The 16,437-nt window shown below is 53.0% G+C and carries 8 protein-coding genes and 1 tRNA gene; 3 read left to right on the forward strand and 6 right to left on the reverse strand.

Annotation, left to right across the window (positions count from 1 at the left end):
* Window positions 1-12 precede the first annotated feature (12 nt).
* Window positions 13-1,356, forward strand: coding sequence for an arylsulfatase (locus F1728_RS03070; protein ID WP_155362848.1), 1,344 nt, complete (start codon window positions 13-15; stop codon window positions 1,354-1,356).
* Here F1728_RS03070 and F1728_RS03075 read toward each other — a convergent pair.
* Both F1728_RS03075 and F1728_RS03080 read right to left on the reverse strand, forming a co-directional pair.
* Entirely contained in the window at window positions 1,353-2,840 is a 1,488-nt protein-coding gene (locus tag F1728_RS03075; RefSeq protein WP_155362849.1) for a DUF1501 domain-containing protein, read from the reverse strand. The genes F1728_RS03070 and F1728_RS03075 overlap by 4 nt on opposite strands.
* Window positions 2,841-2,907: 67 nt before the next feature.
* Window positions 2,908-5,313: a PSD1 and planctomycete cytochrome C domain-containing protein gene (locus F1728_RS03080; RefSeq protein WP_228030487.1), complete on the reverse strand. Its 2,406-nt coding sequence runs from the start codon at window positions 5,311-5,313 to the stop codon at window positions 2,908-2,910.
* A 387-nt stretch (window positions 5,314-5,700) separates the two neighbouring features.
* Between F1728_RS03080 and F1728_RS03085 the strand changes: the two genes are divergently transcribed.
* On the forward strand, window positions 5,701-10,389 hold the full coding sequence (locus F1728_RS03085; RefSeq protein ID WP_155362851.1) for an outer membrane protein assembly factor BamB family protein: 4,689 nt from the start codon (window positions 5,701-5,703) through the stop codon (window positions 10,387-10,389).
* A gap of 139 nt (window positions 10,390-10,528) precedes the next feature.
* Window positions 10,529-10,599, forward strand: a tRNA-Gly gene (locus F1728_RS03090).
* A 47-nt stretch (window positions 10,600-10,646) separates the two neighbouring features.
* Here F1728_RS03090 and F1728_RS03095 read toward each other — a convergent pair.
* From F1728_RS03095 to purD, 4 genes are all read right to left on the reverse strand, one after another.
* Window positions 10,647-12,185, reverse strand: coding sequence for an FAD-dependent oxidoreductase (locus tag F1728_RS03095; RefSeq protein WP_194242661.1), 1,539 nt, complete (start codon window positions 12,183-12,185; stop codon window positions 10,647-10,649).
* A gap of 54 nt (window positions 12,186-12,239) precedes the next feature.
* On the reverse strand, window positions 12,240-13,895 hold the full coding sequence (locus F1728_RS03100; protein ID WP_145039846.1) for a glycine--tRNA ligase: 1,656 nt from the start codon (window positions 13,893-13,895) through the stop codon (window positions 12,240-12,242).
* A gap of 93 nt (window positions 13,896-13,988) precedes the next feature.
* A complete protein-coding gene (locus tag F1728_RS03105) occupies window positions 13,989-14,744 on the reverse strand; it encodes a 2-phosphosulfolactate phosphatase (RefSeq protein WP_155362852.1) in 756 nt (251 codons plus the stop codon).
* Between the two features lie 45 nt (window positions 14,745-14,789).
* Window positions 14,790-16,070: a phosphoribosylamine--glycine ligase gene (purD, locus tag F1728_RS03110; RefSeq protein WP_390643347.1), complete on the reverse strand. Its 1,281-nt coding sequence runs from the start codon at window positions 16,068-16,070 to the stop codon at window positions 14,790-14,792.
* Window positions 16,071-16,437 lie beyond the last annotated feature (367 nt).

The following is a 16,437-nucleotide window of genomic DNA, read 5'->3' on the forward strand; positions in this document are numbered from 1 at the left end:
GGTTCCATCATAATGATATCTGACAAGCCCTGCCGTGTTCTGTGTGTATTGATCTTCTGTCTGCTCTTAACGACTACTGGTCTACGAGCAGAGAATCGCCCCAACATCATTTATGTGATGGCAGATGACATGGGCTACGGTGACCTGGGCTGCTACGGTCAGAAAATTATCAAGACACCCAATATCGACCAGCTTGCCCAGCAGGGGATGCGGTTCACCAATCACTATGCGGGGCATACCGTCTGTCGTCCCTCGCGGCTGGTCCTGCTTACCGGTCAGCATTCGGGACACACTCCGATCAGCCAGAATGAACAGTATTATTTCCAGGAAAACACAACGACCGTCACCTCACTGCTCAAACAGCAGGGTTACGCGACAGGTGGTGTAGGAAAATGGGCCCTCGGTATTCCAGAGTCAACCGGTGTTCCCAGCAAGCAGGGCTTTGATTTCTGGTTCGGCTACCTGGACCAGGGCAACGCGCACAACTTTTATCCCGAGTTCCTCTGGAGCAATGAACAGGAAGTTTCATTGCCGGGAAACAAGGTGGGCCCTCACAAACGGGTCTCGATCTCGCGCGAAACCTATTCGCATGATCTGCTGACCCGCGAAGCATTCAACTTTATCCGGGCGAATGCAGATAAGCCTTTCTTCCTGCAGGCGCATTACACAATTCCACACGCGAACAATGAAGGGGGCCGCGCTACCGGTGATGGCATGGAAGTCCCTGAATACGGCGACTACCAGGATCGTGAGTGGCCTCAACCTGAAAAAGGCTTCGCCGCGATGGTGACCCGCCTCGACCGGGACCTGGGCCGGATGGTCAAACTTCTGAATGAACTCAAGCTGGAAAACAAAACCATCATCTTTTTCACTTCGGACAATGGTCCCCACCAGGAAGGCATGCATCAGGTGGAATTCTTCAACTCCAATGGACCGCTGAAAGGATACAAACGCGATCTGTATGAGGGAGGCATCCGGGTGCCGCTGATTGTCAAGTGGCCGGGGAAAATCAAACCGGGCACCACATCCGATCACATCAGTGCTTTCTGGGACTTCCTGCCTACGGCCTGTGAACTGGCGGGAATCCAGCCGCCGAAAAACATCGATGGCATTTCCTACCTGCCTGAACTGCTGGGCCAGTCGCAAGAGGCGCATGCGACGATGTTCTGGAAATATCGGGGCAAAGTGGCTCTGCGGGCTGGTAAATGGAAGGCCGTCCAGACTGGCCCCGGTAAACCTCTAGAGTTGTATAATCTCGATACGGATATCGGAGAGACTCACAATCTCGCTAAAGATCATCCCGATATCGTCGCACGCCTGCAGCGACAGATCACCGCCAGTCAGTCTGCAGACTAGATGATTTCCGAAATCGGTTCGGTATGTTCAACGCCAACCAGTTTCTGATCCAGTCCGCCGTAAAAGTAAGACAGACGATTCGGGTCGAGGCCCATCTGATGCAGGATCGTCGCGTGCAGTCGTTTGACATGGAACGGTTTCTCCACGGCGGCAGCGCCGAGTTCATCGGTTGCCCCCACGGAAGTTCCACCTTTGATTCCACCGCCCGCAGTCCACATGGTGAATCCGAAGGAGTTATGATCGCGGCCGGTCCCTTTCGCGTATTCTGCAGTGGGCTGACGTCCGAATTCGCCTCCCCAGACAATCATGGTCTCATCGAACAGGCCCCGTGCTTTGAGATCCTTGATCAGCGCTGCGATCGGCTGATCGGTATTCCCGGCATGATAGCTGTGATTCTTGACCAGATCCCCATGTGCATCCCAGTTGGCATCATTATGATTTCCGCCTGAGTAGAGCTGAATAAATCGAACTCCGCGTTCGACCAGACGCCGGGCCAAGAGGCAGCGTCTGCCAAAATCAGCAGTCCGGGGATTGTTCAGCCCGTACATATCCTGAGTCTGTTGGGGCTCTGAAGCCAGATCTGCTGCTTCTGGTGCGTGTTGCTGCATCTTGAAAGCCAGTTCATAGCTGGCGATCCGGGCCGCCAGTTCCGAATTCCCCGCCCGGGTTGCTTCATGTTTTTCATTGGCCGTTTTCAGCGCATCCAGCAGTTCTCGCTGGACGGCTCTACTCATGCCCGCGGGTCGTCGCAGGTCTACAAGTGGTGCTCCCTTGGAGCGCATTGTCGTCCCCTGATAAGTGGCCGGCATAAAACCGCTGGACCAGTTCTTGGCGCCGCTGATCGGTCCACCTGTCGGATCGAGCATCACCACGTAGCCGGGCAGGTTTTCATTCTCGCTTCCCAGACCATAGTTCAGCCAGGAGCCGAGGCTGGGGAACCCGCTCAAGATGCGTCCTGAATTCATCATCAACATGGCTGAGCCATGGATTGGTGAATCCGCGGTCATCGACTTGAGAAATGCAATATCGTCGACACAGGTCGCCAGATGCGGGAACAGATCCGAAACCCATTGCCCCGATTGGCCGTACTGTTTGAACTTCCATTTGGGACCAACAACGCGTCCTTCGTTCTTTTCGCCGCCGCGTCCCTTGGTTTTGACGGGAATCGTCTTACCATCCAGACCATACAACTTAGGCTTATGATCGAACGTATCGACATGACTCGGGCCACCGTACATGAACAGGAAGATCACGCTCTTGGCCTTGGGTTTGAAGTGGGGATCTTTGGGTGCCAGCGGGTTCCGGAACTGACTTACACCGTCAGCGGCAACCGCCTGTGAATTCAGAAAACCATCCGCGGACAACATCCCGGTTAAAGCGACGGAACCAAATCCGCCTCCCGCTTCCCACAGGAATTCCCGCCGTGTTCGTCGGCAAAACTGGGCATGTCCGGCAGGTTGTTGGGGTTGCTGTTCTAAGCTCATATCCTGATCCTTTATACGCTCTCAGGCTCTCTCAAACCCGTTATGTCAATATCGTAATATCATAATCTTAATCGAGATAAACAAACTCATTGCGGTTTAAAATCGTCAGGCAGAAATAGTCCCGGGCCTGTCTCTCAGATAACTGATGTTTGTCAATCAGGCTCTTAATAAGTTGAACTCCCCGGTCCACCTCACCAGGCTGGGGTTGACGACCATAGGCGAGGCGAATTGCCCGTGCTACGAATGCCGGGTATTCCGGTCCCGCATCCTTGAGCAGTCGTTCGGTCAGGTGTTCTGCCTGACTGTTGACGAAGGCGCCGTTAATCATCCCCAGAGCCTGTGCCGGCTGGGTCGTCACAAATCGCACCGCACAGCTGCTGTCCGTGTCGGCAAAGTCAAAATTGAAGAGCAGGGGAGTCAGCAGTGAACGTTTGACGAAAATATAGACACTTCGCCGCGCCCGTTCTTCTTCCGAAGAATCTCCCCAACCCTGTCCCGGTTTTGACTGTCCCTGCATGACCTCTTTAGAAATCTGTGGATAAAAGCCCGGACCATACATTTTTGAATTCAAGCGTCCATTGACCGCCAGGATACTGTCGCGGACTTCCTCCGCACTCAATCTTCGCATATTGAACCGCCAGAACAGATCATTGGCCGGGTCGATGGTAGCCGCTTCTTCGGAGAATTGAGAGGACATCTGATAGGTATTTGACAGCATGATCAGCTTGTGCAAGGCTTTGAACCGCTGTCCCTCATCGTTAAATTTCAGGGCGAGCCAGTCCAGCAGCTCTGGATGTGTCGGCGGGACCCCCAGCTGTCCGAAGTTATTGGGTGACTGAACGATTCCCCGACCAAAGTGATGCTGCCAGATCCGGTTCACAATGACCCGCGAAGTCAGCAGGTTATCCTGATCGGCGATCCACTCTGCCAGTACGCGTCTGCGGCCGGAGGTTTTCTGCTCCGCCGAGGGTTGGGGAATTATCGCCTGCTCACCGCCGAAGATCTCAGGAAAACCGGGCTGGACTGGTTCCCCTTTCACATGCGGATTTCCCCGCAGTAGAACGAAGGTTTCCCGGGGTTCTTTGAGGCTGCGTCTGACGCTGAGCGCCATCTTGCGGGGAGGCAGTTTTTTCCGCTCCGCATTCAGTTCCTGCATTTCGGACTGCATCTTCTGATACTCCTGCATTTGTGCAGGCTCCAGAAATTGAGCCAGTTTTTCTTCCAGAAGCTTTTTGCGTTCCCTAGTCTCAGAGCGCCGCTGATCGACGCCCGACATCTTTTTAATACCAGTCTCTTCAATCGCACGCATTTTCTGCTTCAGCTCACCCTGTTTTTCGTCGAGCTCTGCGTAGCGGGTTACCAGCTTCGTACCCGTGATATCGGTTTGATTAAAAGAGAGTTGATCGGAGCGGATTCCGTATGAGTTCAGACCATGGAAAAACGCCATAAAGCGGTAATAGTCTTCATGGGGAATCGGATCGATTTTATGTTCGTGACAGCGGGCACAGTTCAGTGTCAGCCCGAGGAACACCTGACTGGTTGTGGTGACGATATCATCCAGCTCATTGTAGTAACTCAAGAGCGGGTCAGCCGGTTCATCATCCCAGAGCCCCAGTCGATAATAGCCGGTGGCGATAATGGAATCATTGGTCACCTGATCCAGTTCGTCCCCTGCCAGTTGTTCTTTAATGAACTGGGCGTAGGGTTTGTCTTCGTTCAGGGAGCGGATGACATAATCCCGAAAACGCCAGGCATTGGGTTTGTTACCATCCCGTTCATAACTGTTGGTATCAGCATAGCGGACCAGGTCCAGCCAGTGACGCGCCCAGCGTTCTCCGTAATGAGGCGAATCCAGCAGGCGGTCAATTATTTTTTCGTAGGCATCAGGAGCGGGATTGTTAACAAATTGATCGACTTCCTCGGGAGTGGGAGGCAGACCGGTCAGATCAAAATATGCCCGACGAATCAGTGCGACCCGATCTGCGGGTGGTGCAGGGAAGAGTCCCTTCTGCTCCAGTTTTTTCAGGATGAACGCATCAATTGGATTTTGAACCCATTCCTGGTTCTGGGTGGAGGGTGGTGCCTGCTTCCGGGGAGGTTCAAAGGCCCAGTGTTTTTTCCATTCTGCGCCCTGGGAGATCCAGTTCTTCAGCAATTCCACCTGGGCCTGCTTGAGCTGCTCCCCTTCCGGGGGCATCTGCAATCCATCATCCCGGGGGGAAATCCGGGCAATGAGTTCACTCTGTTCGGGATGGCGGGAAACAATTGCCGTTGCTTCCGATTCCAGTTTTTTGAACGCTTCATCACTCTGATCCAGTCGGAGCCCCCCTTCCTGTACATCGGGACCATGGCAGGAGTAACAATGCTTTGCCAGCAGTGGTTGGATCTCCTGTGTAAAATCCACGGGAGACTGTGAAGGAGACTTAGCAGGGGTAGTCTTCGTTTCTGCATCGACTTCTGCAGTGAACCCCAAAATGAAACTGAGGAGAATCCCCCAGAAGAGTAACTGAATTAAACATGGTCTGTTTCTCAAGCGACTGGATTCCGGCATTTAGACTTCTCTCTCCCGACATTGGTGTGATCATGGAATGATCTCAGCATTTTCCAGATGTCATAGTAACTCTCAGTTCAATTTATTCTATTCTCAATCATTCCATAAATGAATGTCAATTCAACAATAAACTAACCTAAGTTATTTCCCTCGCAGTGATTTGTGTTCATTTTCTTCCGCAATCTGAGGCGACACCCTCGAAAGTAGTCTGTCTGTAACTCAAAGGATTGTGCTATAATGGTGTCATCTGTAATCACAGACGCGCTTTGACACTGGCATCTGTTTTTGCCCCCGAGGAGAATTTGCAGGATGAAACGAATCAATCCTCCATTCTCAGGGCGTTCTCCCCTGAAGAGTGTCACTGCCAGACTGCTTTCAGCAGTCGCCCTCCTGTTGATCGGGCCTTGTACATATCTTCTCTCACAAGATGAACCAGCCCGCCAGCTCCTGCTGGCGTTTCTGGATCCTCCTGAACAGGCCGTTCCTGAACAAAGCGAACCTGACCCCGACGCGATCTCCGAAGATCGGGAAGCCTTGATTCATCGGATCTACCGAAATCGAAGCCTGCGAACGCAATTCGAACGTGCAGAACAGAAATTCAACGAACGGGAATTCACCGAGGGAGCCCTGCAGCTGGAAAAGCTGCTCGACCATCAGGAAGACTATTTTTTCTGGCCCGATGATGCGAAACACCCGTTCAATTTTCGTAAACGGACTCGGGAACTCCTTTCCACTGCCAATCCCCGGGACCTCGCCGATTACGAACGTATCTCAGGCCCTCAGGCCAATGGGATGCTGGAGCAGGCACGAGAGTCAGACGACCTGCGCCTCTTTGAACAGATCGCCTTACGCTTTTATCCCCTCCGGGCCGGATTTGAAGCCATCGATTATCTGGGGACCCGGCATCTGGAACAGGGGAATTTCGAGTTTGCTTCACGCTACTGGGATCTGCTTCTGGAGAGCCGCATCCATCAGTCCCGCATGAAACCAGTTCACTTTCTCAAAGCAGCAGTTGCTTACCAGCAATCAGACCAACCGAAAAAGGTCACGCAGATTCTGTCGCGTAAAAGTAAAGCTGAGGTTACTCTGGGCGGCGTGACATACCGCTTACCGCAGGCGATGGAACGACTCGCTCTGAACCTGCAAAACAGCCCAAGTAGACCTGCCGATCGTGGCTGGTTGATCTCCCAGGGGAACTCGCAACGAAACCAGTCTGTTGAATCGAGCGTTCCTTACTTTAAGGCCGACTGGAGCCAGCCGATTGCGCGAACTGAAAAATATCGTGCACTCGAGTACCTGATTAATTGGGAGCGAAAGCAGCAACGAGAGAACCAGTCGACAGCTGTCGCGAATGTTCCGATTGCGGTCGATAATCTGATTATCTATCGTGATTTTAAAGGGGTCAGAGCCGTCGATATCGATTCCGGTGAGACTGCCTGGTTGTTTCAGAGTGCCGGCAGCCTCAACCAGTTGATCGATCAGGTCGACGAACGCACGCCCGGTCATGCCGCGTATTCACAAAATCTGTCGCTGGAGAAATTCTACGCCTGTAACTCGATTTACGGCACGCTTTCCAGCAACGGTCAGGCAGTTTTTGCCGTGGACTACATTCCCGACCAGCTCCCTCCAGTCGAGAGAAACCTGGGACTGCGTCGCAATACGACACATTTTCCCCTGGTCTCACAAAAGGGCAATCGGCTGGTAGCACTCCCCGTCAAACGAATGCCGACTGCAGCCGACGGGTTAACTGCAATCCGGGCCCCTTCAGAAGATCCTCAACCAGAAACCACCTTTCCGGTGAAACCACTGTGGAGTATTTCCGGCTATTATTTCCTCGGTGCACCGCTACCGGTTGGAAACTATCTGTATGCGATCGCCGAGCATAACAGCCAGCTCTCTGTGCTCTGTATCAATCCACATGACGGCTCGATTTTCTGGAAACAGGGGCTGGCTTACGTCGATCAGCCGATTTATTCAGATCGCGAGCGATCATGGCAACAGGCACCGCTGGCCTCTAGCGAGGGGATCATTGTCTGTACAACACAGATCGATACCGTAGTCGCGTTGGATGCTACAAACGGCGACCTGCTCTGGAGCTATTATTACGGTGAAGGGGATAACTCCCGTCGGATCGCTCAGAAACGCTATTATCGCCCGGTCAGTTTCGGACATCCCGGACTCACGAGTGCCCCGGTGATCTCCGGCAACCGTGTCTTCTACCTTCCCAGTGGCTCCCCCTACATTCACTGTATTGACCTGCAAACAGGACTCCCCCTGTGGGAAGAAGTCAATCGCGAGGATGGCGAACTGATCGCTGCCGTAGTCGATGAGACTGTGCTGGTGCTCGGGGCTGACTACTGCCGCGGTCGGCATATCGAGGATGGTCGAGAGCTCTGGCATCTGCAGGTAGGACCAGTTTCCGGCATCGGTTTTCTTTCTCAGGAGAACTACCTGCTGCCGACCAGAGCAGGGCATGTGCTCAAAATCCATGTTCCGACCGGAAAGGAAGCAGGCTTCTCCCTCAGCAATACGAATCAGATTTCAAGTATCTTGAACCACGAGTTTAAACAGGACCTGCAAGAGGGCGCAGCCTATGCTTATGAGGTCGTCAAGCGAAATGGGGAGCCATCTCCTTCAGAGCAGAAACAGTATGACTGGGCTCCCGGAAATATTATCGCCCATCGTGGGCGGATTATTTCGCTGGGTCTCTGGCAGATTGATGCGTTTCCCCAGGCCGAAGCGATGCTGGCCAGCCTGCCTGACAATCAGCAGTCGCTATCTCCTCAACAGAAACAGATCGACCAACTGCTCAAAGCCGAACTCGAACTTGCCCTGGGTAACCTGACCGGTGCCCAGCGTCGCCTGGAGTCTCTTCTATCCAACCAGGCAGTCCCAGACATCCAGAATCGTTCCACAGCCCTGCTGCGGGAACTGCTCTATGCGGAACTCAATCGTGGTGGTCAGAGTGAAGCGGAACTCCTGGGTAAGCTGGAGTCGCTGGCCCAGACACCTCTGGAACGGGGACGCTTCCTGTCTCGTAAATCGAAGTACCTGCTGGAGCAGGAGGACTACCATGGGCTGATGCAGGTCGCTGAGGACTTCAAAAAAATTGAGGTCAATCAGCCGCTGGCCATGGCAGGAGACACACATCATCTGGTCACCGTACAAAGCCTGATCGCCGGGCTGATGCAGCGGATCGCAGACAAAGCAGATCAGAATGACCAGGCAACTCTGAACTCCATTATTGTCGAAGATCAACAGACGGCCTTACAGGGAGCGAACATCTCAGAACTACAGGCTTTTCTCGACACCTATGGCAGCTGGTCACAGGCAGTAGCAGTACGGAGTACACTGGCCCAAAAAATGATGCAGTCCGGACAGATTCAACAGGCGGAATTTCTACTGATGCAGAACCACGCCGATGCGAATCCCCATGTTGCCGCGGAAGCCGCCCGGCAGTTGCTTGAGCTTTGGGAAGCAGTTGGCCTACCGCATGAGGCGGCGGGACTCCTGAAAGAGCTCAATGAGAAGTATGCAAACATCCCGTTGGAGAATGGACAGACCGGAGCAGAATATGTCGCGCGTTATGACCGAGGGTCTGCTGCCTGGTCGATCTATCAAGCCATGCAACCTTCGAGAGATAACGTAACCCGGGTAAATATTCGTCAAAGCGACGTCGCTGCTCCTGCGCCGCAAATCGCGGCTACCTACAGAAACTATGAACGAAAGTTTCTGCCGCCACCAGAGATCTCGCAGTTGTTACTGAAACAGGGCTCCCTACTCACCGTGGTTAATCGGCACGCCGGTCAATCAATCGGTCAGGTGAAAGTCTCTGACCGGATTTCCTATCCCTATCATTCGCGAAATACGCGTGTGGGTCATTTTATTCCCCTGGGAAGCAGTCATAAAATTCATGGTGTTTCACTGCTACAGCTGGAGGGTGATGTTTCAGAGCCCCTCTGGACTACCGAATTCGACGATTTGAACAATTCTCAATCGCTGTTTTATGTCGGCCCTTCCGGACCTCGTGTCTGTGTCTTTCAGTGGGGCAACCGTCTGTTCGGTCTGAATCCTGCGAATGGAAAAGTACTCTGGGAGCGGAAGAACATTCCTTCCAAATCCGGTTTCCTTAGTGATTCCAGCAAAGGGCTTGTTGGTGATCAGGAAGCGATCGTCGCTTTCAGCATCAATCGTACGAATTACGATGTTTACAGCGCCATCACTGGAGAACGGATTCGCCAGGGAGAACTTGAGCTCAACAGCCGCATTCGACACGTATTTGGTCGCAAGCTGTTTTATGAAACCACATCCACGACCGAAAAGCGAGTCCGTCTCTGGGATCCGTTGACTGATCGACTACTCCTCGATGAGCCGGTGGACAACTCCGGTTTCTCTACTCAGATTTCCGATACCGAGCTGGCAATTCTGCTGCCTCCGAACCGGCTGCGAGTTCTGAATGTGGAAACGGGCGAGACCATGATCGAGACTGACATCCCTGATGAATATCTCAAAAACCTCAACAAGTTCATCGGCTTTTCCGACCACGGATGCTATTACTTTAATTTCTCTTACACCACGCCGCGTCGTCGCACACCGCAGAATGATTTCTTCATCAGTGACTCATTCCTGAATGTCGTGCACATCGATAATGACCTGCTGAGCATTGATAAGCAGTCCGGCAATATCCTCTGGAACCGCAATCTGCCTAAACGCTCGTGGATCGACACATCTCAGTATGAGTTGCCTTTCCTGATTTTCATGAGCAAAATCCGTACGGAATCCCGGACCCGGAGTTATTCGTTCCTGTTCGAAATTCTCGATGCCCGGACAGGCAAGACCATCGGCTTCAAGGATAACATCCTCAAGGACACGATTTTGCAGATGCAGATCGACCCCCGCTTGCGGAAGATTATCCTGCAGGGGATGCACAGTGCCGTGGAAATTGATTACCAGAACCCAACCCGGGGACTGGAGAATCTGCTGGACTCTCCGTTGTAACAGAAACTGAACGCAGGCCGCCTTCAAAAGCCCTGTTTCCGGAACCCGTGGCCGGGAAATTCAGGAATACCGGAGCCTCGATCATCCGGATGCTTGACCCGAACCTCACTCCCGTTTAGTCTGTCATAATCTTGAATTCGCGGCTGTCGTATAATGGTATTACCCCAGCTTCCCAAGCTGGTGACGAGGGTTCGATTCCCTTCAGCCGCTTTTCTTATCTGACAGACTCAGGTACTCTACCAAAGCTTGCTTAGCGTTTAGCTTTTTACCTGCTGCTGATCTTCCCCGCGAATCTGTGCCAGCTGTTTGGAAACGGCAGAGAAGGGGACTTCGTGAGGCATTTTGTCTGAAGTCGCCGCCATTGCTGATGCGACTCCGGCTGCTTCCCCCATCGCGACCGCATTCCCTGTGACCCGGTAACTGCTGTGCGCGATAAAGTCACCGCTGATGCAGCGTCCAGCCATCATCAGGCCGTTGACATCCCGGGCGATCAGAGCCCGTAACGGAATGTCATAGGGTTTTGATTTGAATGGTTTCTTTTCAATCGCCTTGGTTTTACCCGGGTTGGTGGAATGCACGTCGATCCCAAATCGGACATGACAGATTGCGTCATCAAAGCGGGCACCATTTTTCAGATCTTCACTCGAAACGTAATAACGCCCCAGAATACGACGTCCTTCACGCGTTCCGATCTGTTCTGCGGTCGCGATAATCTCAAGGTTCGTCCAGGGATCCCCCAGTTTCTTGAGACTGTTGACCAGCTTGTGTACTTCTCGACGTGCCTGCAGGGTTGCGTCGGTAACGTGAGCAGCATCGATCGAAAGTGTTCCATATTCATGGTTGGCCATCATCGCAAACAGGCCGTCCCGCACCCGGAAGATTGTCGGTCCACCATAAGAGGGATCCACGCCGGCACGCTGAAATTCTGCCAGCAGGTTCTTCTTGGGATTCCCCAGTTTGCGGGGTTCTGCATCGCCGCGGACAAACTGGGCGATCCCGTCTGTCGTTACGCCGGTCAGCAATACCATCAGACTCATCGGCTGGGTGAGCCCGGTACCGGGCTGCCCGAACTCATAGCCACAACCGGCCTGTGCCGCCATGTCGCCGTCACCGGTACAGTCAATGAATGACTTCGCCCGCCAGGCCTGTCGACCCGACTTCGATTCAGTGACAATTACCGACAGACGATTGTTGATGTCTGTCACAGCCCCGACCACGCGGGTATGCAGCTGAATCTTGACTCCCGCTTCCAGCAGCATGTCTTCGAGTAACAGCTTGGTTTTTTCGGTGTCGTAGGCGACCGACCCGTTATTCAAGACATTACTGGCATCACGTTCTTCGAGTTTTTCCAGAATCTCATGCATAATGCCCGGCTTCTTCTGCGCATCGATAATCAGTGTCAACGCACCAGCAGTCCAGACACCTCCCACACAACCATTCACTTCCAGCAGACGGGTTTTGGCTCCGCTGCGTGCTGCTGCCAGGGCTGCGGCAAAACCGGCCGGGCCACCACCACAGACAATCACATCGTCTTCTTCCTGAATGGGGATATTCCGGGCGGCTTCGTGAAAGATCTTCCCGTCTGGGGAAATCCAACCGCGGGTACGAACATGTTGCGCCGTGGAGTTCCAGACCGATTGACCGCCTCCATCCAGAATCAGCGTATTTGAGGGCCGCGTCACACCATCGACGAGGGGTTGTTTGTCAGCCGCATTGGCTGCCCCCGTCAGGAAGGCGGCAGTTCCACCGGCCAGATATTTTCCAAAATCGCGGCGGTCTATCTTCTTGTCTGCCATGTCAGGCTCCTCATATATACTGATGTCTGGATGCAGTTGAAACGGGGCTGGCTCTTAACCGTGAATGCGCCGTTGAACTTCCGCCACGATATCATCGATGGGAATTCGCTCCTGTTTCAGCGAATCACGATCACGCATGGTCACACAGTTATCCTGTTCGGTATCCCCATCCACTGTCAAGCAGAAAGGTGTTCCGATCTCGTCCTGACGCCGATAACGACGCCCGATTGCTCCCTGTTGATCGTAGACGGCCTGGATCCCGGCCTTTTTCAACTTCCCGTAAATGTCGGCAGCAACTTCCGGCATGCCCGCCTTTTTGATCAGCGGGAATACGGCTGCTTTCACAGGTGCCAGTTTGGGATGGAACTGCATGACGGTACGAGACTGCATCTCCCCCTTATCATCGGGTTGTTCGTCTTCGTAATACGCTTCACACAGGAACGCCAGAGTGGCCCGGTCGGCCCCTGCAGCCGGTTCAATCACGTGGGGAATGAACCGTTCGCGCGTCTGATCGTCGAAGTAGGTCAGATCTTTCCCGCTCCCTTTGTACTTAGGCTGACCATGCTCGTTCTTTTCAACCACCAGCTGATCGCCTTCTCGTACCAGTTTTCCTTCCATGTGGGAACGCAGGTCGAAATCACCACGGTGGGCAATACCTTCCAGTTCTCCATATTCGTTTTCTTCCATGAAGGGGAAGGCGTACTCGACATCCGCCGTCCCGACAGAGTAGTGCGCCAGTTCTTCCTGGGTATGGTCGCGGAGAATCAGGTTCTCAGGATTAATCCCGTGCTGAATGTACCAGTTGTATCTGCGGTCGCGCCAGTACTGATACCATTCGAAAGATTCATCCGGATGACAGAAGAACTCCATTTCCATCTGTTCGAATTCGCGCGAACGGAAGGTGTAGTTCCGCGGCGTAATTTCGTTACGGAAACTCTTTCCGATCTGGGCGATCCCGAACGGCACTTTCACGCGACCACTGTCGACGACATTCTTGAAATTCACGAACATCCCCTGTGCGGTTTCCGGACGGAGAAAGGCGGTTCCTTCCTCGCCCGAGAGAGCACCGATGATTGTTTTGAACATCAGGTTGAACTCACGAGGCTCAGTCAGTTCGCCCCCGGTATCTGGACAGCGGGCTTCCAGCTTACCGGTCGCGGGGATGCCAGCGTCTGCCAGCATTTTCGCGTATTCCATCAGGTTACAGACTGAAATCTGCGGCTCTTCGCTGTTGGAAAGATTATTGTCTTTCTCGTATTCCGCAATTGCTTTTTCCAGCCGCTTGCGTTTGGTTTTAGAGAGACCTTCCTCACCGATGTCTGCCATATAAGTTTCACAGGCGACCGGTTTCTGATCGGAAGCATAAGCGACTGCAACCGAGACATGATCTACGCGGAAGCGGGCCTTGGACTCTTTAGAGTCCACCATGAAGTCGTGGAACAGATCGAAGTGCCCCGAACTTTTCCAGACGCTGGGATGCATGATAATTGTAGTTTCGACCCCGGTCATGCCAAATGGTTTGGGGGCACCTTCGGGCGCAATGAGTTCGTTGTGAGTCGTGATCATATCGGACCACCATGCTTCACGGACATTCCGCTTGAGTTCGACTCCTAATGGGCCGTAATCCCAGAACCCCTGCAATCCGCCATAGATCTCAGAAGACTGAAAAACAAACCCGCGTCGTTTACACAACGCTACAATCTTTTCCATCTCTTTTTTCATTGATTTGGTCTTTCCATGCTGTCTTATACAGACATACTCAACTTCGGATTAAACAGAAATCGGCTTGAGAATCATATTAGTTCAGCCGGCTGAAAACGTAATCAGGCCGGTCTGGTGATCAAATTCAGGGACTTGTGAAATCAGTCCACGCTGGCAACATAATTGAATATCCTCTTCAAAGCCACGCCGAATCAGGTTGCGGCCTCCCAGGCTGGCGCGAACTCCCTGTAACAGGCCATCTGGCTGCTGGATCTGTGTCCGGTAATGGTCGATCACGATCCGTGTGGAATCGTCCAATACCAGATCCTGCTCGCACTGCTCGACCAGTTCGGATGCAATCGCACCGGCACAGAGACAGTCTTCTCCCGTAACGACCCCATCCGTTCCGGCACAGACCAGATAGATCAGCCCGTCACTCGCTTTGAGAATTTTCAGCAATGCGTCCAGATTAAGAAACGCCCCGATCAGGATTCGTCGCGCCTGGATGGCTCGTTTCAGTGCCCGTGTACCATTACTGGTGGTGAAGACAATCTTCCTGTCCTGTACCACGTCAGCAGGATAGCGGGCAGGGGAGTTATCCAGATCGAAGCCTTCAATCTGAATCCCTTTGCGTTCGCCTCCGAGCAGAACCTGCTCGCCTGCAGACCGGAGTTGGTCGGCCAGTTCACGGGCTTCGTCGATTTCCTGACACGGAATGACCGCCTCGGCTCCGGAATTCAGCGCGTAGGTCATCGTGGACGAAGCACGCAGAATATCCAGAATTACAGCAACACTCCCTGAAAACTCTTCAGGTTGTGACAAGACAGGTAAAAAGCAGGTTCGTATCTCAGCAGGCATGGCTCGTACTGTCGGTCGCGCTTTCCTTCAGATGAACAACAGGACTCAGCGAGCCTTGTCGGAAATATCCTTGCGGCACCAGGCACCATCCCAGCGGATGCACTTTACGGCCTGGTAGGCTTTCAGCTTGGCATCGCTGATCGAATCACCAATTGCGGTGACTCCCAGCACACGCCCGCCATCGGTGACAACCTGCTCATCTTTCATGGTTGTCCCTGCATGGAAGACTTTCGTGTCCGCCAGTGCTGCCGCTTCATCCAGTCCGCGAATGACTTTCCCTTTTTCGTAATCGCCGGGATAACCTTCAGCGGCCATCACCACACAAACGGTTGGACGTTCGTCCCACTCCAGTGGCTCGATATCGTCCAGACGCTCTTCCGCGGCTGCGAGCAGGAGTTCTCCGAGATCGGTCTTGAGCCGCATCAGCACCGGTTGTGCTTCGGGATCACCAAATCGCACGTTGAATTCCAGCACCTTTGGTCCCTGGTTGGTGATCATCAGACCGGCGTAGAGAATCCCGTTAAAGGGTCGATCTTCAATTTTCATGACGTTGACCATCGGCACCAGAATCTTTTCGATGATCTCGCTCATCAATGAATCGGTAACCAGCGGAGCAGGGCTGTAAGCTCCCATGCCACCGGTATTGGGACCTTTGTCTCCATCGTAGGCCGCTTTGTGATCCTGAGAGGTTTCGAGAGGGATAATCGTCGAACCGCTGACGATCGCCAGAATACTGACTTCCTGGCCAATCAGCTTCTCTTCGATGATGATAGTTTTCCCTGCATCGCCGAACTCTTTGATTTTCATCAGCGACCTGATGGCATCCAGTGCTTCCTGTTTTGTGTCACAGATCAGCACACCTTTACCCGCAGCCAGACCGTCTGCCTTAATCACCAGCGGCTGTTCTTCGCGGTCTTCAACAAAGGCCTCGGCCGCCTCAAAGTTATTGAATGTTTCTGATTTCGCTGTGGGAACATTCGCCTTCCACATCATCTGCTTGGCGAACGATTTACTGCCTTCCAGCTCCGCAGCCGCTTTGGAGGGACCAAAGACCGGAATGCCTTCCTTCCGCAGAGCATCTGCCAGACCTGCGACCAGTGGAACTTCGGGGCCGATAATCGCCAGGCCGATGGCTTCTTCCTTCGCAAAGGCGACCATGCGGGGGATATCCGAAACACTGATATCCACATTCGTTCCATCCAGACAGGTGCCTGCATTACCTGGAGCACAAAAGACCTGGGAGACGGATTCGGACTGAGCCAGTTTCCAGACCAGAGCATGTTCCCGACCACCCTGACCAACCACTAACACTTTCATCGTTCTCAATACCTGCTTGTTATTCAACGTCTAAAAATAATCAGGGATCCAGTCCTGCTCCGACTGTTTCCTGCTGAAAGTCGCATCCTAAGATCCTCGAAACCACCTCACAAAGGAGAGACGATGACTCTGGTGCCATTGTCAAGATGCGCTCAAAATGAGGGTTTTAACAGCAGTGGAGTATATCAGCACTGTTTTGCCCCTAGTAGCATCGCTTCCCCAAATTTATATTTTGCTCCTAAAAAGCTGCTTTTTCCCAATAAGAGAACTGAGAATCCAATTCGATTCCGCATTAACTTTCTTCAGAAACCGTTTCTCAGATATCTGTACTCAGACAGCCGTTGGACGAATGCCCCTTCAGTCTCTATAATGGTTC

Source organism: Gimesia benthica (genome assembly GCF_009720525.1).
Classification (GTDB): domain Bacteria; phylum Planctomycetota; class Planctomycetia; order Planctomycetales; family Planctomycetaceae; genus Gimesia; species Gimesia benthica.